This window comes from Flavobacterium frigidarium DSM 17623 (assembly GCF_000425505.1).
Lineage (GTDB): Bacteria > Bacteroidota > Bacteroidia > Flavobacteriales > Flavobacteriaceae > Flavobacterium > Flavobacterium frigidarium.
In genome coordinates, this window is record NZ_KE384392.1 from 124,165 (window position 1) to 150,722 (window position 26,558).

Sequence of the window (26,558 nt, forward strand, 5' to 3'; positions counted from 1 at the left end):
AGGAAACAAGATGCAAGATATTAGAGAAGTAGACACAGTATAAAAGTCTTTTCTTCTTGACTCTTGATTCTAATTTTTTCCTCTACAAACATAAGAAAATGGAAAATTTCGATATAAATAATTTAGTTCGTGAGAACGTTAAAACCATGAAGCCGTATTCATCGGCGCGTGATGAATTTAAGGATTTTGACGTAGCTCAAATGATTTTTTTGGACGCTAATGAAAATCCGTATCAAAATGGAGTAAACAGGTATCCTGATCCTCAACAAAGCAGTGTTAAAGCCGTTTTAGCAAAACAAAGAAACTTGAAAGTTAACCAAGTTTTACTAGGAAATGGTAGCGATGAAGTCCTAGATCTACTTTTTAGAGCGTTTTGCGAACCTAAAACAGACAACGTGATAACATTGCCACCTACTTACGGAATGTACGGCGTTTTAGCTAATATTAATTCGGTGGAGAATAGAGAAGTACTGCTTTCTACTGATTTTCAACCAGAGATTGAAAGTATTCTTGAAGCGGTTGATGCAAACACAAAGATGATTTTCCTTTGTTCGCCAAATAATCCAACAGGGAATTCTTTTGCAGATGAAAGTGTGGTAACTTTATTGCAAAATTTCAAAGGGTTGGTAGTTGTCGATGAAGCATATATCGACTTCTCAAAAAAACCAAGTTGGCTGGTTGAATTAGATGAATATCCTAATTTGGTTATCACTCAAACCTTGTCGAAAGCGTATGGTTTGGCAGGGATTCGTTTGGGGATTTGTTATGCTTCGGCAGCAATTATCGCGGTTTTAAACAAGATAAAGCCACCTTATAATGTCAATGAGTTGACACAACGAAGAGCATTAGAAAGATTAGCTGATAAAGAGAAAATTAAACTTGAAATAGACTCTATTGTAAAACAAAGAGATGATTTACTTAAAGTATTAGATGAAGTAAATTTCGTTTCTAAAATTTATCCTACTGAAGCTAATTTTGTGCTAATAAAAGTTGATGATGCGACAAAAAGATACAATGAATTAATCGCTAAAGGAATTGTGATTAGAAATAGAACCACACAACCGCTTTGTGAAAATACGTTGCGACTGACAATTGGAACTGTAGAGGAAAACAAGAAATTGATGGAAGCTTTATTAGCAATAGGACAACCATAAATATATAATTAGATATAAAGTGCGTGAGGGATAGTAGTGGAGCTCTTTTTATGACCGAGGAACGAAGTCATAAAAAAGCGGGAACGAATAGCCCGACCCATAGGGACACGCCAAAATAAAAAATAAAACACAACTAGCCAAAGGCCAAAAGCTAACAGCTAAAAGCTTATATAAAATGAAAAAAGTACTTTTTATCGATCGTGATGGAACGATTGTATTGGAACCAGAAGGGTATCAATTAGACAGCCTTGATAAATTAGAGTTTTACCCAAAAGCTTTTCAGTATTTGGCTAAAATTGCTAATGAGCTGGATTATGAATTAGTAATGGTAACAAATCAGGACGGATTGGGAACAAATAGTTTTCCGGAAGATACGTTTTGGCCAACGCAAAATTTCATCTTGAGAGCTTTTGAAAATGAAGGAGTTTTATTCGACGATATTTTTGTAGACCGCTCTTTTCCTGAAGACAATGCGCCTACTCGCAAGCCGCGAACGGGTATGTTGACTAAATATATAGATAATCCGGCTTATGATTTAGCTAACTCATTTGTATTAGGTGATCGTTTAACTGACATTGAATTGGCTAAAAACTTGGGAGCAAAGGCCATTTTTATGAACACGGCTGACGGTGCTGGAAGTTCTGAAATTGCTTCAAAACGTGAGGAATTAGATAATGTGATTAGTTTGCAATCTACAGATTGGAAAGTGATTTACGAGTTCTTGAAACTGGAAGCACGTTCAGCTACGATTTCGAGAAAAACAAATGAAACTGATATTTACATTAACTTGAATCTTGATGGTACAGGGAAAAGCAAAATCGAAACCGGAATTGCCTTTTTTGATCACATGCTTGACCAAATTGCACGCCATGGACAAATGGACTTAGAAATTGTTGTGAAAGGAGATTTAGAAGTGGATGAGCATCACACTATTGAAGATACTGCTATTGCTCTAGGAGAAGTTTTTGCTAAAGCATTAGGAAACAAATTAGGTATTGAAAGATATGGTTTTTGTTTACCAATGGACGATTGCTTAGCGCAGGTGGCTATTGACTTTGGAGGTAGAAACTGGTTGGTTTGGGAAACCGAATTTAAGCGTGAAATGGTAGGGAAGATGCCCACAGAGATGTTCTTGCATTTCTTTAAATCATTCTCAGATGGTGCAAAAGCAAACATCAACATCAAAGCCGAAGGCGACAATGAACACCATAAAATTGAAGCGATTTTCAAGGCTTTCGCCAAAGCGATAAAAGTTGCCGTGAAACGCGACACAGAGAAAATGATTTTGCCATCGACTAAAGGGATGTTGTAAAATCCCCTAACCCCCGAAGGGGAATTTGAATAAATTGAACATAATATAAAGTTTTTAGAAATGAGTCAAGATAATAAAATATCTACTTCAACTCCCCCTTCGGGGGCTGGGGGGATAGTAATAATAAACTACGGAGCAGGGAATATTCAAAGCATTATGTTTGCGATCGAAAGATTGGGATATAAGGCGGTATTGAGTAATGATCCAGCCGAGATAAAAGCAGCGGACAAAGTAATTTTTCCAGGTGTTGGTGAGGCGAGTTCAGCGATGAAAATGCTTTTGGCGAGTGGTTTAGACGCATTGATTCCTACACTGACGCAGCCTGTACTGGGAATTTGTCTCGGAATGCAATTAATGTGCAATAAAACCGAAGAAGGAAACACCCAGGGATTGGGAATTTTTGACGTAGATGTGCTTAAATTTTCGAATAAAGTAAAGGTGCCTCAAATGGGTTGGAATACAATTTACAACCTGAAATCAGATTTATTTAAAGACATCTCAGAAGACGAATACATGTATTTAGTCCACAGTTTTTACGCTCCTGATTGCGTCGAATCGATTGCGACTACTAATTACGAACAAGAATATGCATCGGCACTGCAAAAAAACAATTTTTACGGAACCCAATTTCACCCGGAAAAAAGTGGTGACGTAGGGGAGAAAATTCTGGGGAATTTTCTGCAACTTTAAACTTTAAACCTGAAACCTGAAACCAAAAAGAAATCATGCGTATAATACCAGCCATAGACATCATTGACGGAAAATGTGTTCGCTTATCAAAAGGCGATTACAACACTAAAATTATATACAACGAAAACCCGCTTGAAGTTGCCAAAGAATTTGAAGCACATGGAATTGAATACTTACACTTAGTAGATCTTGACGGAGCGAAGTCAAGCAAAATTGTCAATTATAAAATACTAGAACAAATTGCAAGTCAAACGAGTTTGAAAATCGATTTTGGTGGTGGATTAAAGTCGGATGCCGATTTGAAAATTGCTTTTGAAAGTGGTGCGAACCAAATTACAGGTGGAAGCATTGCTGTAAAAAATAGAGCTGTTTTTGAAAAATGGATCGCAGAATACGGAGCTGATAAAATTATTTTAGGTGCTGATGCAAATAACGAAAAAGTAGCTGTTTCTGGTTGGTTAGAAGAATCAGATCAGGAGTTGGTTCCTTTTATTCAAGGGTATCAATCAAAAGGAATTGAGTACGTAATTTGTACAGATATAGCCAAAGACGGAATGCTTGAAGGTCCAAGTTTTGAACTGTACGCAAAGATTTTGGCGGAGGCCCAAGGAATCAAATTAATCGCTTCAGGTGGAATTTCGACTTTTGATGAATTGCCTAAACTAGCCGAAATAGGTTGTGAAGGAACCATCATAGGTAAAGCGATTTACGAAGGAAGGATTTCAATGAAACAACTAGAGAACTACGTTTTGAGTAGTAAGTCATGAGGATTAAGTTGTAAGTATGGGAGAAGATATAATAAAGGTAAAGAGTTTTTTATTTGCGATTAGAATTGTGAACCTCTACAAGACTTTAGTTTCTAGAAATGAATATGTCATGAGCAAACAAGTTTTGCGTTCTGGTACTTCAATAGGTGCAAATATTCGAGAAGCAAAAAATGCGGAAAGTAGAGCTGATTTTATTCATAAAATGGGAATTTCTCAAAAAGAGGCAGACGAAACTTTATACTGGTTAGAACTTTTACAAGCAACAAAATACCTTTCACAAGAAGAATTTGACAGTTTACATAACGATGGCGTTGAAATTTTAAAACTGATAAAAAGCATTATTATCTCTGCTAAAAATAATCAGAAAAAAACTTAATGCTTCATCCTTATTAATTAATACTTACTATACATGTTAACAAAAAGAATAATCCCCTGTTTAGATATAAAAAATGGACGTACCGTTAAAGGCGTAAATTTTGTAGATTTGCGTGATGCTGGTGATCCGGTGGAATTAGCGAAGATTTATTCGGATGAAGGAGCTGACGAATTAGTTTTTCTAGACATTTCAGCAACTGAAGAACGCCGAAAAACATTAGTCAATTTGGTTCGTGAAGTTGCGGCAACCATTAATATTCCGTTTACTGTTGGTGGAGGAATTTCTTCTGTAGCAGATGTTGAAGTATTGTTGCAAAACGGAGCAGATAAAGTTTCGATCAATTCATCAGCGATAAAAAACCCACAATTAATTAATGATTTGGCTAGTAAATTTGGAAGCCAATGCGTGGTTGTAGCGATTGATGCCAAACAAATAGACGGACAATGGATCGTGCATTTAATGGGCGGAAAAGTACCTACAGAACTGAATTTATTTGACTGGGCCGTTGAAGTAGCCGATAGAGGAGCGGGAGAAATCTTGTTTACCTCTATGGACAATGACGGAACTAAAAATGGTTTTGCTAATGAAGCTTTGTCTAAACTTTCAACGTTGGTTAATATTCCGATTATTGCTTCGGGAGGAGCAGGAAATATGCAGCATTTTGTTGACAGTTTTAATAGCGGACAGGCAGATGCAGCACTAGCGGCAAGCGTATTTCATTTTAAAGAAATTGAAATAAAATCCTTGAAGCAAGAACTGAGAAATAATAATATCGCAGTGCGATTATAAAACATAGAAAAAAGAGCAAAGAAGTCAGATCTAAAAATCTTGCAATATTTGAATCTTTTAATCATTAAATAGTAGAAAATGAACATAGATTTTTCAAAAAGCGCACACGGATTAATCCCGGCCATTATACAAGATAGCGAAACCAAAGTAGTTTTAATGTTGGGTTACATGAATGCAGAGGCGTACCAAAAAACAATAGATACTCAAAAAGTAACCTTTTTTAGTCGCTCAAAACAAAGGCTATGGACTAAAGGGGAAGAAAGTGGAAACTTTTTAAATTTAGTAGATATAAAAAATGACTGTGATGGTGATACTTTATTAATTCAGGCAAAACCAGTTGGTCCTACTTGTCATACAGGTGCAGATACTTGCTGGCAAACAGAGAATAAGTCAAATTATGGCTTCATATCAAACTTAGAAGCGACCATCAAAACTAGAAGAGAGAATGCCGATTCTGAAAAAAGTTATGTGGCGTCACTTTTTAAATTAGGAATGAATAAAATTGCTCAAAAAGTAGGTGAAGAGGCAGTAGAAGTGGTAATCGAAGCTAAAGATGACAATGCCGATCTGTTTTTAGGAGAAAGCGCTGATTTACTTTTTCATTATTTGATTTTGCTTCAAGCTAAAGGTTTTGAATTAGAAGATGTGGTGAATGTTTTAAAAAGCCGCCAAAAATAAAAGGCTTTGTTATAAGTTTTTATATATTAAACCCAATAGTAAATTGATTTATTATTGGGTTTTATTTTTAGATCAAAATGCAATTCCTATATTTACTTTGAATAATCTAAAGCTAGCTAAGCATTCTTAAGCTTTAAAATTTTACTAAAATACCATATGAAGACAACACAAATAAATAACTTAAATAATTTTGAGGGGAGCATTTTAGTTCCTGTATTTGAAACATCAGCTCAAAATGTAATTCCGATTACGTTCGACAATGTTACACTATCATCAAAAGTATTCTACGGTAAAAAAGGTACTACTTACCTTGTTGAAAAAGAAGGTAATACTTACTTGTTTCTAGGTTTAGGAAAGAAAATAGATTATAAATCACTTAAAACTATTTTTAGGAAAGTTGCTAGCAAGGATAAAGCAGTTTTTTCGAAAACAACGGCTTTAGCACTACCAAAAGAATTTACTAATGACGAAGTAGAAGCAGTAATTTCGGGATTAGTTTTGGGTACCTATAATTTAGGACATTACAAAAAGCAAGAGACACATCCTTTTCTAGATATGGATTTTGAACTAAAAATTTTATCTGAAACAAATTATAACAGCACGATTGATAAAGCGATAAAAATTGCTAGAGCACAACTAGAAACTTTGACATTAGTCGATTTACCTCCTAACCGCGTAACTCCTAAATACCTCACAGAATGGGCTGTTGATCGCGGTAGCAAATATGGTTTTAAAGTAAAGGCGCTAGGTTTAGAGGCTTGTGAGATTGAAGGAATTGAAGCATTCTTATCTGTTGGTAAAGGAAGTCAAAATGAGCTACAATTTATAATAATGCATTATGAACCAAATATTCCTACGCCAAATTTAAAGCATGTTGGGTTAGTCGGTAAAGGGATCACCTTTGATACTGGCGGTTTGAATATTAAAACGTCAGGCATGCTAGATATGAAATCAGATATGGCTGGTGGAGCAGCGGTTTTTGGAGCCATGCAATTAATTGCTGATTTACAGTTAGCAGTTAAAGTAACGGCCATCGTTCCTTGCGCTGAGAATGCTGTAAGTAGTAAATCATTTTTACCGAGTGATGTAATTAAAAGTTATAGCGGTGCAACAATTGAAATAATTGATACTGATGCTGAAGGAAGATTAATCCTCGCAGATGGTTTGGCGTATATGGTTAAGAATTTTGATCCTGAATACATTGTAGATATTGCAACATTAACAGGAAGTAGTATGGGGACTTTTGGACATGAATGTGCCGCTTTATTTACAAACAATGAAGCTGTTGCCAAAGGGCTTCAAGCAGCTGGAGATAGTATTGGAGAACGCATGTGGCCTTTACCTTTGTGGGAAGCATATGATCAAGATATAGAAAGTGATATTGCAGATGTTCGTAATTATAGCGGAAAACCATTGGCAGGTGCCATTACTGCGGCTAAATTTTTAGAATATTTTACTAAAGATCATAAAGCATGGGCACATTTAGATATCGCTGGCGTAGCATATGGCACTGATGAATTTGCCAAAAGCAAACATGCAACAGCTTATGGTGTGCAGTTATTGACAAAGTATATAGAGAACTTATAATTTTTCATATTAAAAAATATCGAGTCACTAACAGTAATATCATACAATGAAAAAATCTAATTATCTCTTTCTTTTAGCACTTTTAGCTTCGAATTTTGTTAGTGCGCAAGGCCTATTAAATAAATCGGATGTTGTATTTAGTAGGCAAGATTCTCTTCGCGGAAGCATTACTAAAGAACGTGCCTGGTGGGATGTAAAAAATTATAAGTTGGATGTAAAAGTGAATCCTGTAGATAGTACAATTACAGGATCTAACACTATTCAATATAAAGTGATAGATGCCTATCATACGATGCAAATTGATTTGCAAAATCCGATGGAAATCACGCGCATAATACAAGATGGAAAGTCATTAGAATTCACAAGAGAAGGCAATGTGTTTTTTGTAAAGTTGGAAGAACAGCAGCTAGTTGGTGCTTTAAAAGAGCTTACTGTTTTCTATAACGGAAAACCAAAGGTTGCTGTTAATCCACCATGGGATGGAGGTATTACTTGGAAAAAAGATGTCAATGGAAAGTTATTTATCGCTTCATCATGTCAAGGATTAGGTGCTAGTGTATGGTGGCCCAATAAAGATCATATGTACGATGAAGTTGAGGGCATGACAATAAGTGTGAATGTTCCTGGTGATTTAATGGATGTGTCTAATGGTCGCTTGCAAGAAGTTAAAAAATTAAAAGACGGAACCAAAACATATACTTGGGTTGTAACAAATCCTGTCAACAATTATGGTGTAAACATAAACATAGGTGATTATGTTTCGTTTTCAGAAAAATATCAAGGAGAAAAAGGAATTTTAGACTTGGATTATTATGTTTTGAAGGATAATTTGGCTAAAGCCAAAGCACAATTCAAAGATGTCCCTAGAATGTTGCAGGCTTTTGAACATTGGTTTGGTCCCTATCCTTTTTACGAGGACAGCTATAAACTTGTTGAAGCACCTTATTTAGGAATGGAACATCAAAGCTCTGTTACTTATGGAAACGGCTATAAAAATGGGTACCGTGGTCGCGATTTAAGTGGAACGGGCTGGGGATTGAAATTTGATTTTATCATTATTCACGAGTCAGGGCATGAATGGTTTGCCAACAATATCACGTACAAAGATATTGCAGATATGTGGATACATGAGAGCTTTACTAATTATTCTGAAAGCTTATTTGTTGAATACCACTATGGAAAAGCAGCCGGCTATGAATACGTGCGCGGACTTCGAAAAAATATTTTAAATGATAAGCCTATCATTGGTAATTATAATGTTAACAATGAAGGGTCTAGTGATATGTACTATAAAGGTGCTAATATGTTGCACACCATTCGTCAAATCATCAATAATGACGATAAGTGGAGATCGATTCTAAGAGGTATGAATAGTACTTTTTATCATCAAACAGTGTCAACAAAGCAAATTGAAGATTATATTAGTACTGAAGCTGGAATAGATTTTTCTAAAGTATTTGATCAGTATTTGAGAGATGTGCGCATTCCAACATTAGAGTACTATAGTCAAAAAGGTAATTTATTTTATAGATGGGCTAATGCTGTGACAGACTTTGATATGCCTATTAAGGTTACTATCGATAGTAGGGAACGGTGGTTGAAACCAACAACAAATTGGAATAATATGGCCGTTTCAAAAGCTGATATAAAACTAACAATTGACCCTAATTTTTATGTTACCGGATTTGACATAACCAAAGAAAATTAGCTAATTTTACCGAAGGAAAACATCCGGACTAGAACTTTATAATTGCGCTTTATGAAAAAAACTATTACGTCATTACTGTTGATTATTTTTATAAGCACTTTATCTCAAGGACAAACTAGCGCGACAACTGTAAGTCCTAATTCATCAATTGTAGTAATTTCAGGTGATAGTTTGGTCCTCAATAAGTCTAGTGAAATGCTTGATGAAAATACCTACTGGGCTATTATTGAAAATTCTATAAAAAACACTTCTAGTCAAGATGATCAGGAAATATATTTAATTGCGGAACTTGAAAAATTGTCGCCAAAAGAGATAATAGGCTTTCGATTACGTACTGATAAATTGCTTTATGATACCTACAATCAGGAGCTATGGTGCGCTGCATATATTGTAAATGATGGTTCTACAGATGGCGGTTTTGACTATTTCAGGTGTTGGTTGATCTCTAAAGGTAAAGACGCATATTACAGCGCAGTTAAAAATCCAGACTCTATTTTACAGATCATTGACACTAGCGAGGAAGATGAATTCGAATTTGAAGCTTTTTCTTATGTAGCTGTAAGTGCTTTTAAAGCCGTAACTACACGTGAGCTATTTGACTTTATTGATTACAATAATTTTATTACAAATGATGAAAATTATCCTATTTTAAAATTTGCTTGGAATGTAGATGAGCCAGAGACAATGCAAAAAGTTTGTCCTAAATTATACGATAGATTCATTAAATAATAATTAGCTTAAAAAAAGCGGTTTACAATAGCTTAGGCATTGCAAACCGCTTTATCATTTTTGATAATTAAAAAAGTTGCAATTGACTTTTTAAGCGTTCTTGCAGCATACTCATTATCCGTTTATTTAAATTTGAAGTATTGGAAGCGTAGGTTTCATATTCCTGTAATGTGAATAATCCTACAACAAAACCTTTCAATGTATTTCTATATTTTGTGTCCTTTTGAATACTATTTTCTACAAATGCATTTTTCTTCTCCAATGTGAAATTCGCAAAATCACCTTTATTTTTTGCAATATAACTTTTGAATGAAGCGATAAATAATTCATTCTGTAATTTTAATATTGGGCGCAGTACTTCATTTTGAAATTGCTCCTCTGCTGATGACTGAGCACCTACAGATCCTATGGTTTCTGATCGAAACTCTTTTATAAAAACATCTCTGTTGTTCATTTTTTTTTCCTAAAATTAAACATTTTTTGACTTCTAAATCTTATTTTAGCAATACTAAATTAATAAGATGAGATTTCACACTAGAAAATGGGTAAAACCCGAAGACTTAAATCCGAACGGAACTTTATTTGGAGGACAATTATTAGCTTGGATTGACGAAGAATTAGCACTATACACTATTATACAATTAGAGAACTCTAAAGTTGTTACAAAGCACATGTCTGAGATAAATTTTAGGAGTTCAGCAAGGCAAGGCGATATTATCGAAATTGGTATTGATGTAGTAAAATTTGGAACTACTTCTTTGTCCTTAAAATGCGAAGCGAGAAACATGATGACCCGTGAAACAATAATCAGTATCGAAAGCACAACAATGGTGAATTTAGGAGAAGATGGTAAACCAAAAGCTCATGGTAAAAAAGAAATTGAGTTTGTGAGGAACAGACTCCTTTAAATAAAAAAGAGATAGCAATTTGCTATCTCTTTTTGTTTTCTATAAAATCAGTTTCAAGAATGGCATATTCATAATTATCAGACCAGCTTGTTAGTAGTGGCAAGGTTTGCCTAGCGTGTCCTTCTCTAATCATTCCTACTTTTTCAAGTACGTTTATTGAACTAAAGTTTTCTATGGCAGAACCAGCATGAATGCGATGTAGTTTTAAATGATTGAAACCAAAATCAAAAACACATTTGACAGCTTCAGTTGCAAATCCTTTGTTCCAGTGCTGTGGGTCTAATTTATACCATATCTCGGCATTATTATACTTTGCTTTACCTAATTTAAGACCAAACAAACCTACAAATTCATAATCTTCCTTGGTTTTTATTACAAAGGTGTAGTTGCTAATAAATTCTTGACTATTAGCAGCAACAAGGGGAGCAATTATGATTTCAGTTTCTACAAGTTTTTCCGGGATGGCAAGTGTATTATATCTTGCCACTTCTGGAATACAGTGCAAATCATGTACCGCCTGTAGATCTGACGACTGTAGTAAACGTAATTGCAATCTTGTCGTTTCTAATTTCATAAATTACTTGTTAAGCTGTAGAAGTACCTTTTGAAGGCAATTCGAATACTTCTAAATCAAAATACTTTACAGAAGCAAAAATATGATCGAAAACATCAGACATTACATATTCATAATTTTCCCATCGCTTATCGCTAGAAAACGCATAAATTTCGATAGGAACACCTTGAGCAGTTGATTGTAATTGTCTACACATTAATAGCATGTCCTGATTTAATGCAGGATGATTGCGTAAATACTGCGTAATATATTTTCGAAAAAGACCAAGATTTGTCATGTTTCGGCCATTGATTGCTAGGGATTTATCAATGTTATTATCAATGTTGAATTTCTCGATTTCGATTTTCCTTGTATCGATGTAAGCGCTAATTAAACCAATACTTTTTAGTCGTGTTAATTCGGCATCAGATAAAAAACGGATGCTGCTACTTTTAACTAAGATGTGCCTCTTGATTCTTCGACCGTCTGATTTTAGCATCCCTCTCCAGTTTTGAAAAGAGTCAGAACTCAAACTGTAAGTAGGAATAGTAGTTGTGGTATTATCAAAATTTCGCACCTTAACGGTAGTTAGATTGATTTCGATCACATCTCCGTCAGCACCAAATTTTTCCATTGTAATCCAATCACCTATTCGAACCATATCATTTATAGACACTTGTACACTAGCAACAAATCCTAAAATTATATCTCTGAAAATTAAGATAATTAAAGCTGAAACAGCTCCTAAGGTTGTCAGTAATTCTTTAAATTGTAAATCAAATAATTTAGAAATAATCACCGTAACACCTACCATCCAAAGGACAATCATGATTACCTGAATAAAACTATCGATAGGTTTGTCGCTATAGCGCGGTTTCTGTTTAAGATAATCACGTAAGGCGTTGAATACTGTTCTTATTATCCACAACACCAGGAATACAATATAAATACCAATCAATTTACCAAAAACGCTTTCCCAATATTCAAATTTTTCTAAAATGACAGGAACCGATTTGTAAATAAAAAGTAACGGAATTAAATGCGCAATGTACTTTGCGGTTTTATTCGTAACTAAAAAATCATCAAATTGTGTCTTTGTTCGTTGTGCTATAAACACAATTATTGTCACTAATATGAGTCGGAATACCACGTAGATGGCATAGGCTAAGACACATAGCAGTGCAATATTGATAAATAAGCTCAAATAAGAAGAAAAACTGTATCCCATTCCCCATTTCCTAAACATAGGATATAGGAAACCAAATACTTTTTCGATGGTTTTATACATTTTTCAGGTATTTGTGTTCGATATAAAAAGTTCCAAAAGGAATTAAAGACGCTACTAAGATTATACCAAAGGTTTTATAAGACCATTTCATGCTATTTTTTAAAAGTGCAGCCAATATTAAGTATCCAATGAAAAGCACACCGTGACTCATACCAATAGGGTATAATAAGGTATGATATAACTCAAAATTTGTTGGTTTTATAAATAACATATTTGAAAATAGGGCAAGATAAGATATACCTTCTAAGATAGCGACAATTTTAAACAGCTTTAACATGGCGATTATTTTATTTAATAAGCGACAAAATTAAGTATTATGATTCATTATAATGGTATTGCTAGTGAAAGTAATTTAACTTTGTAATAGTTAAAAGGACGAACTATGAGTAAACGCGATTTAAAAAAATATTTAGCAAATCTTAGCAAAGAACAATTAGAAGAGCAGTTGATTGAATTGTATGAGAAATTTAGTCCCGTGAAAGTGTACTATGATTTTGTTTTTAATCCAAAAGAGGAAAAACTTCTTCAAGAGGCCAAACTTAAAATTTCGAATGAGTATTTCCCTGTGCAAAAAGGAAGGAAAAAACCCAAGTCAAAAATGCGTAGGTCAGTGGCTCAAAAATTTATTAAGCATTTTATAGTTTTGGGAGTCGATCCTTATGTGGTTGTAAATTTGATGTTGTACAATATCGAAATCGCTCAAACCTATGCATCAGAAAACACCATTATTCAAGAATTATTTTTTAAAAGTATGCTGAATTCATTTGAACAAGCTACTCAATATGCAGTTGCAAACGGCGTATTTAGCGATTTTAAGCCAAGATTCTTAGCAATATCTGAGGAGGCGAAAAGGCTAAAATGGAAGAATAAAGCACAATTTGAAGCAATTTTAGAGCGATTATAACGCTATAAGTGCCATAAATCAATTTTAATTAATGTTCACGCTATATTTTATCGAAATTACTATCGATAAACTGTTTTTTCGGTGTATTTTTGCAAAAACCCAAGAAAAAGCAATGTTTGAAAATTCAATAGAAGAAAAAAAAGAAACTAAAAAACAACTTTACGCATACCAACAAAATGACATTGATGCCATTTTTGAACGTATCGATAACGCGCCTAAACAACACCATTTACTTTATCAGCTTCCTACGGGAGGTGGTAAGACGGTGATTTTCTCTGAAATTGTGCGTCGATACCTGGCTAATAATGACAAAAAAGTGGTTGTACTTACACACCGTATAGAGTTGTGTAAACAAACCTCAAAAATGTTGAAAGGTTTTGATGTAAAAAACAAAATCATTAATAGTAAGGTAAAAGAACTTCCAGATCAAAACGAATACTCTTGTTTTGTGGCGATGGTAGAAACATTAAAAAACCGTATCAACGACGAGAAACTACATCTTGATAATATAGGTTTGGTAATTATTGATGAGGCACATTACAACTCATTTAGAAAATTGTTAAGCTCATTTAAAAATGCTTTCATTTTAGGTGTGACAGCAACACCTTTGAGTTCGAATATAAAATTACCAATGCATCAAAGTTACGATGAATTGATTGTAGGTGACACTATAAGTTCATTAATTGATAACGGATTTTTGGCTAAAGCCATCACGTATAGCTACGATGTAGGGCTTACTTCGTTAAAAGTAGGTATCAATGGTGATTATACTGTAAAATCATCTGATGATTTGTATACAAATATGGCGATGCAAGAAAAATTATTGCATGCCTACACTGAAAAATCATTAGGTAAAAAGACCCTTATTTTCAATAACGGTATCAATACCTCTTTATATGTCTACGAAACATTTAGAGAAGCAGGTTATCCTATTCGTCATTTAGATAATACAAGTAGTACAGAGGAAAGAAAGGAAATCCTACATTGGTTTAAGCATACTACAGATGCTATTTTGACCTCTGTGGGGATCTTGACAACTGGTTTTGATGAACCTACTGTTGAAACGATTATATTAAATAGAGCGACAAAATCACTGACGCTATATTACCAAATGATTGGTCGTGGATCACGTAAATTACCTAACAAGGATATTTTTACTGTAATAGATTTAGGAAATAATGCAGCCCGTTTTGGACTATGGAGCGAACCAGTAAACTGGCAACATATTTTTAAATCACCTGAATTCTATCTTGAAAACTTGCGTGATGATACTGAGATTGAATTGTATTTTAAATATGCAATGCCTCCTGAATTACGTGCTAAATTTAGTAAAACTGCTGAAGTAACTTTTGATGTAGATGAAGAGCACAAGCTTGCCATAGCACAAAATTTACGTTCAAAAGTTGTTCTTGAAAAATCTCTTGAGCAACATGCAGCAATGTGTGTAGACAATACTGAGACTTTGCAAGAAGCAAAATCACTAGGTAAGGAACTAGATGAAGACATCGATTGCCGTATCAAACGTTATTCAAAATGCCTTAGTCAGTGCAGTAAGAACTACCGCGAATGGCTGGTTGACGATTACAAATTAAAAATGACTTTACTTATTGGTAAAAAATACCGTGAGAAAATCATGAACGAACCTGATGAAGAATAGGCTTATTAGGAGCTTCCCGATAGCTATCGGGAATGCTTCCTAATTCTGCCCGTCAGGTCAGTACCTCAAGGTTAATAATACGCATGCAAATCAACTATTTTTTATAAAATAATAAATCCAAACAAATGTCAAAACAATTCTCAGATTTAGGAATTGAATCTCCTATATTAAAATCGCTTACCGAATTGAAAATTGTTACTCCAACAGAAATTCAACAAAAAACAATTCCGTTATTATTGCAAAATAAAACGGATTTAGTTGGTCTGGCAAAAACAGGTACTGGTAAAACAGCCGCGTTTGGATTGCCACTTTTACAATTAATAGATACTGCTGCAAATCATGTCCAAGCTATCATTCTTATCCCAACAAGAGAATTAGGACATCAGATATTTAAAAACTTAGAGGATTTTGCTAAGTATTTACCCGAGGTTTCTATTGCAGCAACTTGCGGAGGAATTCCTATCAAACCACAAATCGAACGCTTATCACAACCTACACATATAGTTGTAGCGACACCAGGACGTTTAATAGATTTGATTCAGCGTAAAGCAATCAACTTGAAAGAAACTAATTTTCTTATTCTAGATGAGGCCGATGAAATGGTTTCTATCTTAAAAGAAAGCTTGGATGAAATCGTAGCCGAATTGCCAAAAGAACACCGTACTTTTTTATTCTCAGCAACTTTGCCAGGAACAATTAAGCAACTAGTTCAAAATTACCTAAACAAAAATGTAGTGCAGGTTAGTGCCAACATGGAAACGGTAGGGAATCAAGGCATCGATCACGAGTATATAGTAGTTGATCCCATTGAGAAGCTAGATGTTTTGATGCATTTTTTGAATTCGAGAGAAGGAGAACGCGGAATTATATTTTGTAAAACCAAAGCAGCTGTAAACAAACTAGCAAAAAACTTGGCGATTAACCGCTTTTCATCAGGAGCCTTGCACGGGAGTTTGTCACAGGGGATTCGTGATCGTATAATGGAACAATTTCGTGAGGGACACATCAATATTTTGGTTGCTACAGATCTTGCCGCCAGAGGTATTGATGTCAAGGAAATCTCATATGTTGTAAATTACCATCTACCTGATGCTTATGAAGCGTATGTACACCGTTCTGGTAGAACAGCGAGAGCAGGAGCAAAGGGACTTTCATTAACCGTATTGCAACCCGAAGAAGAGAAAGAAATAGCTGATTTTGAAAAGGAATTAGGGATTAAATTTACGCAATTTAAGAAGCCTAGTATATCTAGTATTGAAGACAATAATACACTATTGTGGGCCAAACAAATTTTTAAAACGAAACCCAACCACGAGGTTGATACCGAATTGAAAACAAAAATTAAGACGGTTTTTCACCATTTAACTAAAGATGAACTGATCGAAAAATTATTGGCTAATTACATTTTGCAGAATAAAAATGAACCAGTAGAAAAACCAGTCAAAAGACAAAAAATGAAGCAGAAGTAAAAACTGTTTGCTTTTAATAATAACCATTATAAATCTTCCGGGAGTTTGTAATGGTTTTTTTTATGTTCTATATGCTACTATTTTTTAAAAACACATAAAAGGTGCTTCCTTCTCCTTGAATACTTTCGGCCCAAATTAAGCCGTCGTGCTGTGCTATGAAATCGCGGCACAAAAGCAATCCTATTCCAGTACCTCTCTCAGCTATATGTTCGTCATTATTTTGAGTTGTACAATCATCAAATAACGTTTTCAATGTAGCGGCGCTCATGCCTACACCGTTATCAGAGACAACTAAGGTTGTTCCTTTATGATTTATATATGAACTTATAGAAATGGTGCCAGCAGTACTTGTAAATTTTATTGCATTAGAAACTAAATTACGGACTACGGTTTCGATCATATTTTTGTCTGCTATGATATCATAATTCTCAAAAATATTTAAATTTATTGTGATCTCTTTACTACTTGCCACCTCTAACGGCATGGCAATGGCTTGTTTTATAAGAGCTTTTAGGTTAATTTCTTCAGGTAAAAAATGTATCTCATTTGTTTGCGAAAGCGACCATTCTAATAGGTTCTGTAACAAATAATAAGTCTTTGTAGAGGTGTCATAAATGGCTGTAACAAATTTCTCTTTCTCTATCTCTCCAAGTTCGTTTTGTTGCTCTTTTAAAATTTGACTTAAACCAATTAGGGCATTAAATGGAGATCTCAAATCATGAGAAATGATAGCAAATAACTTGTCTTTTGTTGCATTTGCTTTTTGAAGTTCTTCATTTTTTTTAATTGACAATTCCTGCTGCTGTCTGTAATTTGTCTTTAAATAACGAATGGTTAAAAAGATTGTTAGTAATAAAATTCCTAATGTTAAAGCAGTATCTAAATATCTAAAAGAAGGTTTTTCATAATGTACATAGATCATATCTGGATAAGAATATTCTAAATAAAGTAAGGTATAGGCGATAGCTAGTTGGAACAGCATCCAAAATAGGAGTTGTTCTTTTTTAACAATGGAGGCATAAATTACAAATGTTATGGCAAAAATCAGTATGATAGGGCCGTCTATACCGCAATTAAAGAGATATCCAATAACCAGTACAAAGGAAATGCAAACAGCAAAAATGGCAAATGTTGCACGAGATTGCTGTTTATATCTGGAAAAATAAAATAAAATCAATAATAGAATTAATGCAAGTAAGAGTACATAACCAAAGATTAGTAGACCTAAGAAAAAGTTAGCGGGAAACGAGATTAAAAGTACAAGTGAAGTTATTAAACAAACGCCATGAAAAATTCTCCTTTCTAAAGAGAAATTTTCTTTCGTACCAATTAGGTTTAGCCACTTTTGTTTGATGTCCATAAATAACTTGTTTAGTACAAGTTACAAAAAATAATCATGCATCTCTGTAAAAATAAGGGTATTCAAAATAGCAGTATAACACTGACTAATTTAATTTTAACCCTTTTTTAATAGTTTTGCTCTAATTCTCTTTTATTAATTCTGTATATTTAATGTTTTATTTTGCGATAGCCTATTTGGCTGTTCAGTTAATGATTATCAGCTATCGATACACAATTTTTTTCATTAGCAAAGAATAGTGTATCGACACAATTAAGAGACAATAATTACAAAGTTAAAATCACATATATGGAAATTGTTATTATAGGAGGAGGTTTTGCTGGCCTAAATTTAGCTAAAGAATTGCTAGATCAAAAGGGCGTGCGCGTTACTTTGGTTGATAAAAATAATTATAATTTTTTTCCTCCCTTAATATATCAGGTAGCAACCGCTTTTTTAGAACCCTCAAGTATTAGTTATCCATTTAGAAAATTCTTTGCAGGAAAGAAGAACTTGCAATTTAGATTGGGGAAATTGCAACGCGTGGTACCCGAAGAAAACAAGGTGATTTTACATAACGGTGAACTTCACTATGATCATTTGGTATTTGCGACAGGAGCAGAGACTAGTTATTTTGGGATTGAGAACGTCAAGAAAAATGCCATCCCAATGAAAACACTGAATGACGCGATTGTGATGCGTAATACTATTTTGAAAAATTTAGAGAAAGCTGCAATTTGCAAAGACATGCGCGAGCGCCGTAAATTGTTGACGATTGTTGTAGCTGGTGGTGGACCAACTGGTGTTGAAGTTTCTGGAATGTTTGCCGAAATGAAGAAGAGTGTTTTCATGAAGGAATATCCAGAATTGGCTACAGCAGCAAGTAACATATATCTGATTGATGGTGGACCAACACTTCTCGCACCTATGACTGAGGAATCACAAAAAGATACCTTGAATGCTTTAACAGATCTAGGTGTAGTTGTAAAATTGAACAATCGTGTCTTAGATTATGTAGACGATACCGTATTTTTAGAAAATGGCGAAACCATTCAAACAAAAAATTTGATTTGGGCAGCTGGTGTTTCCGCAATGATTTTTGAAGGAATTCCTGTTGAAAGCTATGGTCGTGGCCGAAGAATGACAACAGATGAATATAATAAAGTTAATGCAACAAATAATATATATGCGATTGGAGATACTTGTATTCAATTAACTGACAAGAATTTTCCACAAGGGCATCCTCAAGTTGCTCAAGTCGCTATACAGCAAGGGCTAAATTTAGCTAAGAACTTTAAGTTAATGTTACAAAACAAACCTTTAAAAGCTTTCGAGTATAACGATAAAGGTTCGATGGCAATTATTGGTAAGAACAAAGCTGTGGTTGACTTGCCAAAACCAAAGATGCACTTCAAAGGTTTCTTTGCATGGGCAATTTGGTTATTTGTCCATTTAATTTCGCTCATTACCTACCGCAATAGAATAAAAACGTTCTACAACTGGATGATTGCATATCTAGCAAGAGATCAGTCTTTAAGAATGATTATTAGACCAGATAAAAAAGTAAAAACTCCAAAAGAAACAAGCTTATAAGCTTGTTTCTTTTTTTAATGCTTAATTATAATGTTGCGCTTCCCAATAAGCAGTACAATTAAAGCCACGATTGTCGAAGTTGCCATGATTAATACCATAGGATAAATCGATGCTGTAACAAATAATCCTACAGCAAACGAAGCTAGCGCACCAAGTCCCAACTGAATTGCACCCATCAATGCCGAAGCACTTCCTGCATTATTTGTAAAAGGCGCTAAAGTTAATCCTGCAGTATTTGGATTAGAAATTCCCAAACAAGCTAAGAATAGAAATAACATTCCTATCGTTTCATATAATCCCAGCATATCATTAATGGATAATACTAAAAAAACTACCGCTACTACTGATTGTGTTAGTAAGGCACCATATATTAATTGCTCGCTACGATACCATTTTAAAAGCACAGAGTTTAATTGACTAGAAAGGATAAAACTCAGTGACATAAAGGCAAAAATCCAACCGTACATTTTGGGATCTACTTTGTAGATGTCCATGAAAATTATAGGTGAAGCCGCCACATAAGTAAACAATCCCGAAAAAGCAATTGCTCCTGTGAAAGCATAGGTGTAAAATTGAGGTTCTTTTAAAACGCTAGCAAAATTCTTTAAAATAGGTTTTGGTTTTAGGGAGATTGAAGTATCGGGTTCATAACTATCCGGCAAACCAAACTGTGCCGCCAGCATGATAATGATTCCAATAAACATCAATATCACAAACACCATGTGCCAACCATACCAATCGGTTACATAGCCACCCACAGTAGGCGCCAGCATAGGAGATAATCCCACTACTAACATTAATAATGAAAAGACTTTTGGAATATCTTTAACTGGAAATAAATCACGTACCATTGAAACTGAAGCCACTGTCGCAGCACAACTCCCCACTGCTTGTATAAATCGCAAACCTATAAAAGTATCGATGTCTCTCACAAATACACATCCTAATGAAGCGGCAATGTAGACCAACATTCCTATAAATAATGGTTTTTTACGACCGTAACGATCCAGTAATGGACCATATAATAATTGTCCTGCGGAAATTCCTATGAAATAACTCGATAATGTCATTGCGACACTCGCCACTGTAGTATTTAAGTCGGTAGCAATTTGAGCAAAACCCGGTAAATACATATCAATAGAAAAAGGTCCAAGGGCAGTAAGAGATCCTAAGATCAAAATCAATTTTATATAATGGGCTTTTGTCATGTAGCGATTTATTTTTTTTGCAAATGTAAGTATTTAAAAGGCTTTAAAAATGGATTTAAAATTCCAATTAATAACTACTTTTTAAAGCTTTTTCCTGCTATTCGTTACAAGCTCACCGGCTTCAAACTTATTTTATTAAATCTAGTAGGAGCTTCCTTTGGTCGCTCTACCATATCTATAAAATAGCGTTTTCATTCCGTTAAGACTTTTCACTACTATCAGGGCTAGCAATTTGTGTTTTATTAAATTATTTGGCGCTTTCCTTACCATATTCGATAATTAATATGAAAATTTATGAAAACCAATAAGATTGTTTGTTCTACTTTTATAACATATTATTTCAATAAATCTAAATGACTGCCGCTACACTAAAATTTTCTAACCCCATAATTAAAGATGAAATCGAAATACTATTCGAATCTAATGAAAAATTAGTTTTTAGAACGGTAGTAAAACCCTTAGGAGGACAGTCTGGAGTGCATTATCACACAAAAATAACCGAAGAATTCAAAATAATTTCTGGTGAGTTGACCGTAAATTTAAACGGGCAAAAGTTAACTCTTAAGTTAGGAGATCATTATGTAATAAAACCTTTTGATTGTCACCAGTTTCTAAATGAGTCTAAAAATAATGTAGTATTTGAAGTTGTGGTATCGCCGTTAATGGATGTAAGAAGAGGTTTGCAAATAATTTATGGACTTGCTACAGAGGACAAGGTCTACAAAAACGGACTTCCTAAAAATATTTTAAGTGCTGCAATTGCCATACAAATGATGGATGCTTATGTGCCTAAAATTCCATTATCAATTCAAAAAATAGGCATAGGAATATTGGTTTTTCTAGGGAAGAAAACGGCTCTACAAAAGAAACTTATTTCAAGATACTGTTAACAACTTGAAATCAATTTTTAATAATTATAAAATCGTACTAATAATATTGTCTTTTTCTGAAAGTTTGTCAAATATGTCTTTGCTAAACATGTACAATTTTGAGGGCTTCTTAGAACTACCAACTTTCTTTTTATCCTCTAGCGGCACAATGTATGGTTTGTTCATGGCTTTTTTTCTAAAATTCCGATTATCTAATTCGATATTTAAGGCGATTTCAAAAGCAATTTGTAATTCGTTTAATGTGAATTTCATTGGAACCAAATCAAACATAATTGTTTCGGTTACTACCTTACTTTTTAAATCCTCATACGCATCAGTTATAATTTTTTCGTGATCAAAACCTATTTCTGGCAAATCCTTGATTGGGAACCAGTGCAAATTTTCATTATTTTCAATTGCAATTGCATTTACAGCTACTGCCAAGTAGTAAACAACAGTAAGGTTTTGAGAATCGCCACCTTTACTGCGTATCCACAACATATCTTTTTCAGTATTTGCCCGACGATTACTGCCATAAGTCCTAAATTGTTTTTTGTTGATAAACGATTCTTTTGTAAGGTCTTTCAAAATACTATCAGCAGATTGAGCCAAATTACTACTCTTATAAACATGTTGGCCAAGAAGCATCCAATCATCAATAATAGGAAAGTTGTCATTATATAAATTCAATTTCCTTTTACTCAATAAAACATTTAAATTGTCTGAATCAAGTCCAAAAATTACACATTCTACCGATAAGTTATTAATTTTTCTAAAATCCATAATTGAACTACTTTTATAAGGGATGCTCACAAATATAGAAAATTTAAGCAGGAATAAAGTGCCTAAAATCCTCTCTTTGTGCTGAAGAGTATTATTTTTTTAATGCTTTTTATTCTGCTTGAAACTAGGAGCCAACTTTAATTTTAAAAGTGTATTTTTAAACATTGAAATAAATAAACTACAAATCAAGATTACCCTTAAAGCATGGCGAAATTTCATTACCTCAATGCCGAAAATTTAGAAGTATTACCAGCAAATGTTGGTGTTCCAGCATACAATAGAGATGCTATCAAAACTAGTATCCTACACATAGGAGTTGGTAATTTTCATCGTTCCCATCAAGCGTTTTATATTAACGAACTCATTGATAAATACAAAGATTTGAATTACGGTATTTGTGGAGTTGATCTTTTAGACTCTGATAGAAAGATGTATAATATTTTGAAGGATCAAGATGGTTTATATACCATTTATACTAAAGAGCCTAATGGCGCGCACAAAGCAAAAATAATAGGTTCAATTGTTGAATATTTCTATGGACCAGAAAATCCACTAGCTGTAATTGAAAGAATGTCTAGTCCAGATATTAAGATTATCTCACTTACTATTGCTGAAGATGGTTATCATTTAAACGAAATTACGGGTGCCTTTGATATTAATCATCCTGCTGTTGCTGAGGATATAAAAAATCCATTCAGCCCCAAAACGGTTTTTGGTTACCTGACTCAATCATTTAAATTAAGAAAACTTCGTGGTATTGCAGGTTGTACCATACTTTCATGCGATAATATTAAATCTAACGGGGATACCATAAAAAAATCTTTGCTAGAGTATGTTAGTAAAGTTGAACCTGAATTATTACAGTGGATTACCGAAAATACCACTTTCCCTAACACGATGGTGGATAGAATTAATCCTATAACTAGTTCACAGGATCGCCATACTTTGAAAGAAGACTTTTCGATTGACGATCAATGGCCTGTTATTGTAGAGCCTTTTTCACAATGGGTTATCGAAGATAAATTTGTACATGAAACACCAGCATGGGAGCGAGTAGGAGTGCAGTATACTGATTCAATCGCTCCTTATGAAAATTTAAAACTCAAACTTTTAAATGCTAGCCATACAATTTTGGGGATTTTAGGAACTTTACATGGATATAAGACGGTCTATGAAGCAACTAGCGATGATGATTTTTTGACTTTTTTACAAGCATTTTTAGATGAAGAAGTTACACCTACTTTGAGTGATTCTAATTTAGATGCGATTGAAAAATACAAGAAAAGTATTATTTCGAGATTCCAAAATCCGCATATTAATGACCAATTATTTCGTATTTGTCAAGAGAGCTCTGCTAAAATTCCTTTGTTTATTCTGCCTACAGTTAAAGCGCAATTACTTTCGAATAAAAAAATCGAAAAAGCTGCTTTGATAATCGCTGCTTGGGCAAAATACAATGATGGTATCGATGACAATGAAAATAGTTACGAAATTGTCGATACGATGAGCGGAACTTTAATTAGAACAGCTGCGCTTTCGATACAAAACCCAATGAAATTTATTGAGATTAAGGCTGTTTTTGGAGATTTGGCTCAAAACCCACTTTTTGTTGATGCGTACTTACATGCTATCGATAAAGTGCGAAAAAATAATATTAAACAATGCATTAAAGAGATTAATGCTCTTTAATGAAATTTTATCAAGTAACGTTAAAAACAAAAAGCTTCATAAAATTAATTATGAAGCTTTTCTAAACAATGCTACAAACAAACTAAAATCAAACAATTTTTCCTACAAACGGATTTATTATTAAGCAATTGTTTTTCCAATAAGGTTAGCAATGTCCTCAGCTGAAATTACTGGGTTTGCACCTTCACGACTAGCCACCAGAGCGCCTATAGCACAAGCGTGATCTATAGCTTCTTGAGGATCGTCATTATTCATTAATTTACTTGTTATGGTCGCCAAGAAAGAATCTCCCGCGCCTACAGTATCAACAACCTCAACATGATATCCTGAGTTGTAATAAAAATTGTTATCTATATATAATACAGCACCTTGACTACCTCTAGTTACACAAATACATTTAGCATTTGTCTTTTCAGAAATAAATAAAATATTCTGGTCAAATGACTGATCCGTAGAACCTAATAGAGTCGCAACTTCGTAAATTTCATCATCATTGAATTTAATAAAATCAGCTTGACTCATTAAATTCTCAAGTACTGCAGCAGTGTAATATGGCTGACGTAAATTAACATCAAATATTTTATATTTGGCTACTTTCAATAGTTCGTTCAACGTATTCTCTGAAGTTTCATTACGAGAAGCTAAACTTCCGTAAATGAAAATATCAGCATTTTTCACGAGAGCGATTGCCTCATTTGTAAGCTGGATATTATCCCATGCTCTTGGTTGCATAATGTCATAAGAAGCTGAACCTTTATCATCTAATGTAACCTTAACTTTACCCGTTTTATAGTAGTCGTCAACTTGAACACCGCTAACAGCAACTTTATTTTCTTCAAGAAAGTCAATTAATTTTTTCCCTTTTTTTCCCTTTCCTACGCGGCTAATAATCGCCACTTCATTCCCCATCGAAGCTAATCTAATGGCGACATTAAGTGGTGCTCCTCCAATTTTTTTATGAGTAGGGAAGACATCCCATAGTATTTCTCCAAAACAAGTGGCCTTTATCATAATTTTATATTTATGAATTGCTGTTCAATTCGATTATACATTTTTCAACTCCATAAGCCATAATATCATTGTATGATTTTGTATAAACAGCTACAAATGATTCCGAAGTGCTTAAGGTACCAAAAACAGCTTCGATCTGGATGAAGGCAACTGGATTTGTTTGCGCTAATGTCGCTTTTGCAAAAAGAACTTCTTGTAAAGCATCTTTGATATTGATACTTTCTTTCTTCTCGTTAACACCCAAACTGTAAATTGCCCAAGCAGCAATCACAAAGGCAGCATGCGATACGGATCTATTAGCAGCAAGTTGTCCTTGGACAGTAGGCATTATAAATTTTGGCATTTTTGCTGATGTCTCAGAGCAAATGCGTTCGATTTGATCTTGAATATATACATTGCTAAACCTAGCCACTAATGTTTTCTTGTATTGCGTTAGATCCACGCCCTCAAGATCATTCAGTGTAGGTGTTACTTCGTTGTCTAAATAAATAGCAAGGAATTTAGCAATTTCAGGATTGTGAATAGCCTCGTCAATAGTGTTGTATCCCATTAAACTACCTAGAATACCTATCACAGAATGTCCTGCATTAAGCAATCCTAATTTCATTTTTTCGAAAGGAGCAACATCTTTTACAAATTGCACTCCTACAGCCTCTAGATTAGGACGTCCAGCAATAAAATCATCTTCGATTACCCATTGTTGAAAAGATTCACACACTACAGGCCATTGATCCTCAATTCCAGAAGTTTCTAATAGTAGCGCTATATCCGAAGGAATTGTAGCCGGAGTTATACGGTCTACCATGCTATTTGGGAAAGATACATTTGATTCTATCCAAGGTAATAAATCTGGCTGTGCAAATGCGATATAGGACAACAACATTTTTTTAGTGACATGTCCGTTTCCTTCAATGTTATCACAGGATAAAATAGTGATCGGGCCGTTGTCGTTTTCTTTTCTTAATGCTAAAGCTTGCGTTAAATATCCAAAAATTGTTTTAGGCTCAGCTGGATTATTTTTATCGTGAACAATTGTTGGATTTTCATAATTGAATTCTCCGGTCGCTTCTTTCAAATTGTATCCACCTTCAGTGATAGTAAGCGTAATAATCTTGGTCGCTTTATCAGCCATTTTTTCAATAACTGCTTTTGGGCTATCAGGAGCAAATAAATATTCTGTAATCGAACCGATGACTTCCTTAGTTAAGGTACCGTCTAGTTCCTTGATTACTAATGTGTATAAACCATCTTGCTCTTTTAAAACGTTGTAAATTTTTTGGTCAAAATTAAGTAAGGCCACTCCGCAAATACCCCAGTTAGCATTAGCTGCATCTTCAAGTAATTGATCAATATACATTGCTTCGTGTGCTCTATGAAATCCACCAACACCTACGTGTACGATGCCTGCTGTGATAGTTTCTCTGTTATAGTTTGGTACAGCCACACGTTCAGAAATTGCTGATAAGTTGTTGCTATTTAATTTATACTGCTTCATGA

26 protein-coding genes are annotated in these 26,558 nt (G+C 34.2%); 17 read left to right on the forward strand and 9 right to left on the reverse strand.

Annotation, left to right across the window (positions count from 1 at the left end; translation table 11 throughout):
• Positions 1-98: 98 nt before the first annotated feature.
• The 10 genes from hisC to H603_RS0113320 all read left to right on the forward strand — a co-directional run bounded on the left by hisC (position 99) and on the right by H603_RS0113320 (position 9,790).
• The gene (hisC, locus tag H603_RS0113275) at positions 99-1,154 is read left to right on the forward strand and encodes a histidinol-phosphate transaminase (protein WP_026709068.1); all 1,056 of its coding nucleotides are present in this window, start codon (positions 99-101) and stop codon (positions 1,152-1,154) included.
• A 175-nt stretch (positions 1,155-1,329) separates the two neighbouring features.
• Entirely contained in the window at positions 1,330-2,466 is a 1,137-nt protein-coding gene (gene hisB / locus H603_RS0113280; protein WP_026709069.1) for a bifunctional histidinol-phosphatase/imidazoleglycerol-phosphate dehydratase HisB, read from the forward strand.
• Between the two features lie 60 nt (positions 2,467-2,526).
• Positions 2,527-3,156, forward strand: a complete 630-nt coding sequence (gene hisH / locus H603_RS0113285) for an imidazole glycerol phosphate synthase subunit HisH (RefSeq protein ID WP_051219325.1) — start codon at positions 2,527-2,529, stop codon at positions 3,154-3,156.
• A 35-nt stretch (positions 3,157-3,191) separates the two neighbouring features.
• Complete coding sequence (gene hisA, locus H603_RS0113290) at positions 3,192-3,923, forward strand: 1-(5-phosphoribosyl)-5-[(5-phosphoribosylamino)methylideneamino]imidazole-4-carboxamide isomerase (protein WP_026709071.1); 732 nt, start codon at positions 3,192-3,194, stop codon at positions 3,921-3,923.
• Positions 3,924-3,939: 16 nt separating this feature from the next.
• Positions 3,940-4,299 carry a four helix bundle protein gene (locus tag H603_RS0113295; protein ID WP_026709072.1) on the forward strand — a complete coding sequence of 120 codons (360 nt, stop codon included), beginning with the start codon at positions 3,940-3,942 and terminating at the stop codon, positions 4,297-4,299.
• Positions 4,300-4,332: 33 nt separating this feature from the next.
• A complete protein-coding gene (hisF, locus tag H603_RS0113300) occupies positions 4,333-5,088 on the forward strand; it encodes an imidazole glycerol phosphate synthase subunit HisF (protein WP_026709073.1) in 756 nt (251 codons plus the stop codon).
• 78 nt (positions 5,089-5,166) lie between these two features.
• Positions 5,167-5,766, forward strand: a complete 600-nt coding sequence (gene hisIE / locus H603_RS0113305) for a bifunctional phosphoribosyl-AMP cyclohydrolase/phosphoribosyl-ATP diphosphatase HisIE (RefSeq protein ID WP_026709074.1) — start codon at positions 5,167-5,169, stop codon at positions 5,764-5,766.
• A gap of 156 nt (positions 5,767-5,922) precedes the next feature.
• Positions 5,923-7,353, forward strand: a complete 1,431-nt coding sequence (locus tag H603_RS0113310) for a leucyl aminopeptidase family protein (RefSeq protein WP_026709075.1) — start codon at positions 5,923-5,925, stop codon at positions 7,351-7,353.
• 46 nt (positions 7,354-7,399) lie between these two features.
• Positions 7,400-9,061 (forward strand): M1 family metallopeptidase, encoded by a 1,662-nt coding sequence (locus H603_RS0113315; RefSeq protein ID WP_026709076.1) that lies wholly within the window; start codon positions 7,400-7,402, stop codon positions 9,059-9,061.
• A 51-nt stretch (positions 9,062-9,112) separates the two neighbouring features.
• Positions 9,113-9,790: a DUF4240 domain-containing protein gene (locus H603_RS0113320; RefSeq protein ID WP_084157748.1), complete on the forward strand. Its 678-nt coding sequence runs from the start codon at positions 9,113-9,115 to the stop codon at positions 9,788-9,790.
• 67 nt (positions 9,791-9,857) lie between these two features.
• Here H603_RS0113320 and H603_RS0113325 read toward each other — a convergent pair whose 3' ends face one another.
• A complete protein-coding gene (locus tag H603_RS0113325; RefSeq protein WP_026709078.1) occupies positions 9,858-10,244 on the reverse strand; it encodes a hypothetical protein in 387 nt (128 codons plus the stop codon).
• Between the two features lie 67 nt (positions 10,245-10,311).
• Between H603_RS0113325 and H603_RS0113330 the strand changes: the two genes are divergently transcribed.
• The gene (locus H603_RS0113330) at positions 10,312-10,698 is read left to right on the forward strand and encodes an acyl-CoA thioesterase (protein WP_026709079.1); all 387 of its coding nucleotides are present in this window, start codon (positions 10,312-10,314) and stop codon (positions 10,696-10,698) included.
• A 22-nt stretch (positions 10,699-10,720) separates the two neighbouring features.
• Here H603_RS0113330 and H603_RS0113335 read toward each other — a convergent pair whose 3' ends face one another.
• From H603_RS0113335 to H603_RS0113345, 3 genes are read right to left on the reverse strand one after another with little or no spacing between them, the layout of a single operon-like run.
• Complete coding sequence (locus H603_RS0113335) at positions 10,721-11,272, reverse strand: GNAT family N-acetyltransferase (protein ID WP_026709080.1); 552 nt, start codon at positions 11,270-11,272, stop codon at positions 10,721-10,723.
• Positions 11,273-11,282: 10 nt separating this feature from the next.
• Positions 11,283-12,539: a mechanosensitive ion channel family protein gene (locus tag H603_RS0113340; RefSeq protein ID WP_026709081.1), complete on the reverse strand. Its 1,257-nt coding sequence runs from the start codon at positions 12,537-12,539 to the stop codon at positions 11,283-11,285.
• Positions 12,532-12,816, reverse strand: a complete 285-nt coding sequence (locus tag H603_RS0113345) for a DUF3817 domain-containing protein (protein ID WP_026709082.1) — start codon at positions 12,814-12,816, stop codon at positions 12,532-12,534. Before H603_RS0113345 ends, H603_RS0113340 begins: the two co-directional genes overlap by 8 nt.
• Positions 12,817-12,921: 105 nt before the next feature.
• Between H603_RS0113345 and H603_RS0113350 the strand changes: the two genes are divergently transcribed.
• The 3 genes from H603_RS0113350 to H603_RS0113360 all read left to right on the forward strand — a co-directional run bounded on the left by H603_RS0113350 (position 12,922) and on the right by H603_RS0113360 (position 16,569).
• Complete coding sequence (locus H603_RS0113350) at positions 12,922-13,443, forward strand: DUF6155 family protein (RefSeq protein ID WP_026709083.1); 522 nt, start codon at positions 12,922-12,924, stop codon at positions 13,441-13,443.
• Between the two features lie 112 nt (positions 13,444-13,555).
• Complete coding sequence (locus tag H603_RS0113355) at positions 13,556-15,100, forward strand: DEAD/DEAH box helicase (protein WP_026709084.1); 1,545 nt, start codon at positions 13,556-13,558, stop codon at positions 15,098-15,100.
• 125 nt (positions 15,101-15,225) lie between these two features.
• Entirely contained in the window at positions 15,226-16,569 is a 1,344-nt protein-coding gene (locus tag H603_RS0113360; RefSeq protein ID WP_026709085.1) for a DEAD/DEAH box helicase, read from the forward strand.
• A 67-nt stretch (positions 16,570-16,636) separates the two neighbouring features.
• On the opposite strand, the gene H603_RS0113365 is transcribed toward H603_RS0113360, so the two are convergent.
• Entirely contained in the window at positions 16,637-17,929 is a 1,293-nt protein-coding gene (locus tag H603_RS0113365) for a sensor histidine kinase (protein WP_026709086.1), read from the reverse strand.
• A 288-nt stretch (positions 17,930-18,217) separates the two neighbouring features.
• Here H603_RS0113365 and H603_RS0113370 point away from each other — a divergent pair, with 288 nt between their 5' ends.
• Positions 18,218-19,501 (forward strand): NAD(P)/FAD-dependent oxidoreductase, encoded by a 1,284-nt coding sequence (locus H603_RS0113370; RefSeq protein WP_026709087.1) that lies wholly within the window; start codon positions 18,218-18,220, stop codon positions 19,499-19,501.
• Positions 19,502-19,515: 14 nt separating this feature from the next.
• On the opposite strand, the gene H603_RS0113375 is transcribed toward H603_RS0113370, so the two are convergent.
• On the reverse strand, positions 19,516-20,709 hold the full coding sequence (locus tag H603_RS0113375; protein ID WP_026709088.1) for a multidrug effflux MFS transporter: 1,194 nt from the start codon (positions 20,707-20,709) through the stop codon (positions 19,516-19,518).
• 353 nt (positions 20,710-21,062) lie between these two features.
• Here H603_RS0113375 and H603_RS0113380 point away from each other — a divergent pair, with 353 nt between their 5' ends.
• A complete protein-coding gene (locus tag H603_RS0113380) occupies positions 21,063-21,599 on the forward strand; it encodes a cupin domain-containing protein (RefSeq protein WP_026709089.1) in 537 nt (178 codons plus the stop codon).
• A gap of 24 nt (positions 21,600-21,623) precedes the next feature.
• On the opposite strand, the gene H603_RS0113385 is transcribed toward H603_RS0113380, so the two are convergent.
• Complete coding sequence (locus H603_RS0113385; protein WP_026709090.1) at positions 21,624-22,361, reverse strand: NUDIX hydrolase; 738 nt, start codon at positions 22,359-22,361, stop codon at positions 21,624-21,626.
• Between the two features lie 204 nt (positions 22,362-22,565).
• Here H603_RS0113385 and H603_RS0113390 point away from each other — a divergent pair, with 204 nt between their 5' ends.
• Positions 22,566-24,050 carry a mannitol dehydrogenase family protein gene (locus H603_RS0113390; protein ID WP_026709091.1) on the forward strand — a complete coding sequence of 495 codons (1,485 nt, stop codon included), beginning with the start codon at positions 22,566-22,568 and terminating at the stop codon, positions 24,048-24,050.
• A gap of 120 nt (positions 24,051-24,170) precedes the next feature.
• Here the strand turns inward: H603_RS0113390 and H603_RS0113395 are convergent, their stop codons facing one another.
• Complete coding sequence (locus tag H603_RS0113395; protein ID WP_026709092.1) at positions 24,171-25,061, reverse strand: carbohydrate kinase family protein; 891 nt, start codon at positions 25,059-25,061, stop codon at positions 24,171-24,173.
• Between the two features lie 10 nt (positions 25,062-25,071).
• Entirely contained in the window at positions 25,072-26,556 is a 1,485-nt protein-coding gene (locus tag H603_RS0113400; protein WP_026709093.1) for a mannitol dehydrogenase family protein, read from the reverse strand.
• Positions 26,557-26,558: the final 2 nt, after the last annotated feature.

What these genes read in the sequence shown, in the direction of transcription:
- H603_RS0113310 (WP_026709075.1), top strand. Translation starts at nt 5,923, where the DNA reads ATGAAGACAACACAAATAAATAACTTAAATAATTTTGAGGGGAGCATT.
- H603_RS0113335 (WP_026709080.1), bottom strand. Translation starts at nt 11,272, where the DNA reads ATGAAATTAGAAACGACAAGATTGCAATTACGTTTACTACAGTCGTCA.
- H603_RS0113375 (WP_026709088.1), bottom strand. Translation starts at nt 20,709, where the DNA reads ATGACAAAAGCCCATTATATAAAATTGATTTTGATCTTAGGATCTCTT.
- H603_RS0113330 (WP_026709079.1), top strand. Translation starts at nt 10,312, where the DNA reads ATGAGATTTCACACTAGAAAATGGGTAAAACCCGAAGACTTAAATCCG.
- H603_RS0113370 (WP_026709087.1), top strand. Translation starts at nt 18,218, where the DNA reads ATGGAAATTGTTATTATAGGAGGAGGTTTTGCTGGCCTAAATTTAGCT.
- H603_RS0113365 (WP_026709086.1), bottom strand. Translation starts at nt 17,929, where the DNA reads ATGGACATCAAACAAAAGTGGCTAAACCTAATTGGTACGAAAGAAAAT.
- hisB (WP_026709069.1), top strand. Translation starts at nt 1,330, where the DNA reads ATGAAAAAAGTACTTTTTATCGATCGTGATGGAACGATTGTATTGGAA.
- H603_RS0113360 (WP_026709085.1), top strand. Translation starts at nt 15,226, where the DNA reads ATGTCAAAACAATTCTCAGATTTAGGAATTGAATCTCCTATATTAAAA.
- H603_RS0113395 (WP_026709092.1), bottom strand. Translation starts at nt 25,061, where the DNA reads ATGATAAAGGCCACTTGTTTTGGAGAAATACTATGGGATGTCTTCCCT.
- H603_RS0113340 (WP_026709081.1), bottom strand. Translation starts at nt 12,539, where the DNA reads ATGTATAAAACCATCGAAAAAGTATTTGGTTTCCTATATCCTATGTTT.
- H603_RS0113385 (WP_026709090.1), bottom strand. Translation starts at nt 22,361, where the DNA reads ATGGATTTTAGAAAAATTAATAACTTATCGGTAGAATGTGTAATTTTT.
- H603_RS0113380 (WP_026709089.1), top strand. Translation starts at nt 21,063, where the DNA reads ATGACTGCCGCTACACTAAAATTTTCTAACCCCATAATTAAAGATGAA.
- H603_RS0113295 (WP_026709072.1), top strand. Translation starts at nt 3,940, where the DNA reads ATGGGAGAAGATATAATAAAGGTAAAGAGTTTTTTATTTGCGATTAGA.
- H603_RS0113325 (WP_026709078.1), bottom strand. Translation starts at nt 10,244, where the DNA reads ATGAACAACAGAGATGTTTTTATAAAAGAGTTTCGATCAGAAACCATA.
- H603_RS0113320 (WP_084157748.1), top strand. Translation starts at nt 9,113, where the DNA reads ATGAAAAAAACTATTACGTCATTACTGTTGATTATTTTTATAAGCACT.
- H603_RS0113355 (WP_026709084.1), top strand. Translation starts at nt 13,556, where the DNA reads ATGTTTGAAAATTCAATAGAAGAAAAAAAAGAAACTAAAAAACAACTT.
- hisF (WP_026709073.1), top strand. Translation starts at nt 4,333, where the DNA reads ATGTTAACAAAAAGAATAATCCCCTGTTTAGATATAAAAAATGGACGT.
- H603_RS0113390 (WP_026709091.1), top strand. Translation starts at nt 22,566, where the DNA reads ATGGCGAAATTTCATTACCTCAATGCCGAAAATTTAGAAGTATTACCA.
- hisC (WP_026709068.1), top strand. Translation starts at nt 99, where the DNA reads ATGGAAAATTTCGATATAAATAATTTAGTTCGTGAGAACGTTAAAACC.
- H603_RS0113345 (WP_026709082.1), bottom strand. Translation starts at nt 12,816, where the DNA reads ATGTTAAAGCTGTTTAAAATTGTCGCTATCTTAGAAGGTATATCTTAT.
- H603_RS0113400 (WP_026709093.1), bottom strand. Translation starts at nt 26,556, where the DNA reads ATGAAGCAGTATAAATTAAATAGCAACAACTTATCAGCAATTTCTGAA.
- H603_RS0113315 (WP_026709076.1), top strand. Translation starts at nt 7,400, where the DNA reads ATGAAAAAATCTAATTATCTCTTTCTTTTAGCACTTTTAGCTTCGAAT.
- hisA (WP_026709071.1), top strand. Translation starts at nt 3,192, where the DNA reads ATGCGTATAATACCAGCCATAGACATCATTGACGGAAAATGTGTTCGC.
- hisIE (WP_026709074.1), top strand. Translation starts at nt 5,167, where the DNA reads ATGAACATAGATTTTTCAAAAAGCGCACACGGATTAATCCCGGCCATT.
- hisH (WP_051219325.1), top strand. Translation starts at nt 2,527, where the DNA reads ATGAGTCAAGATAATAAAATATCTACTTCAACTCCCCCTTCGGGGGCT.
- H603_RS0113350 (WP_026709083.1), top strand. Translation starts at nt 12,922, where the DNA reads ATGAGTAAACGCGATTTAAAAAAATATTTAGCAAATCTTAGCAAAGAA.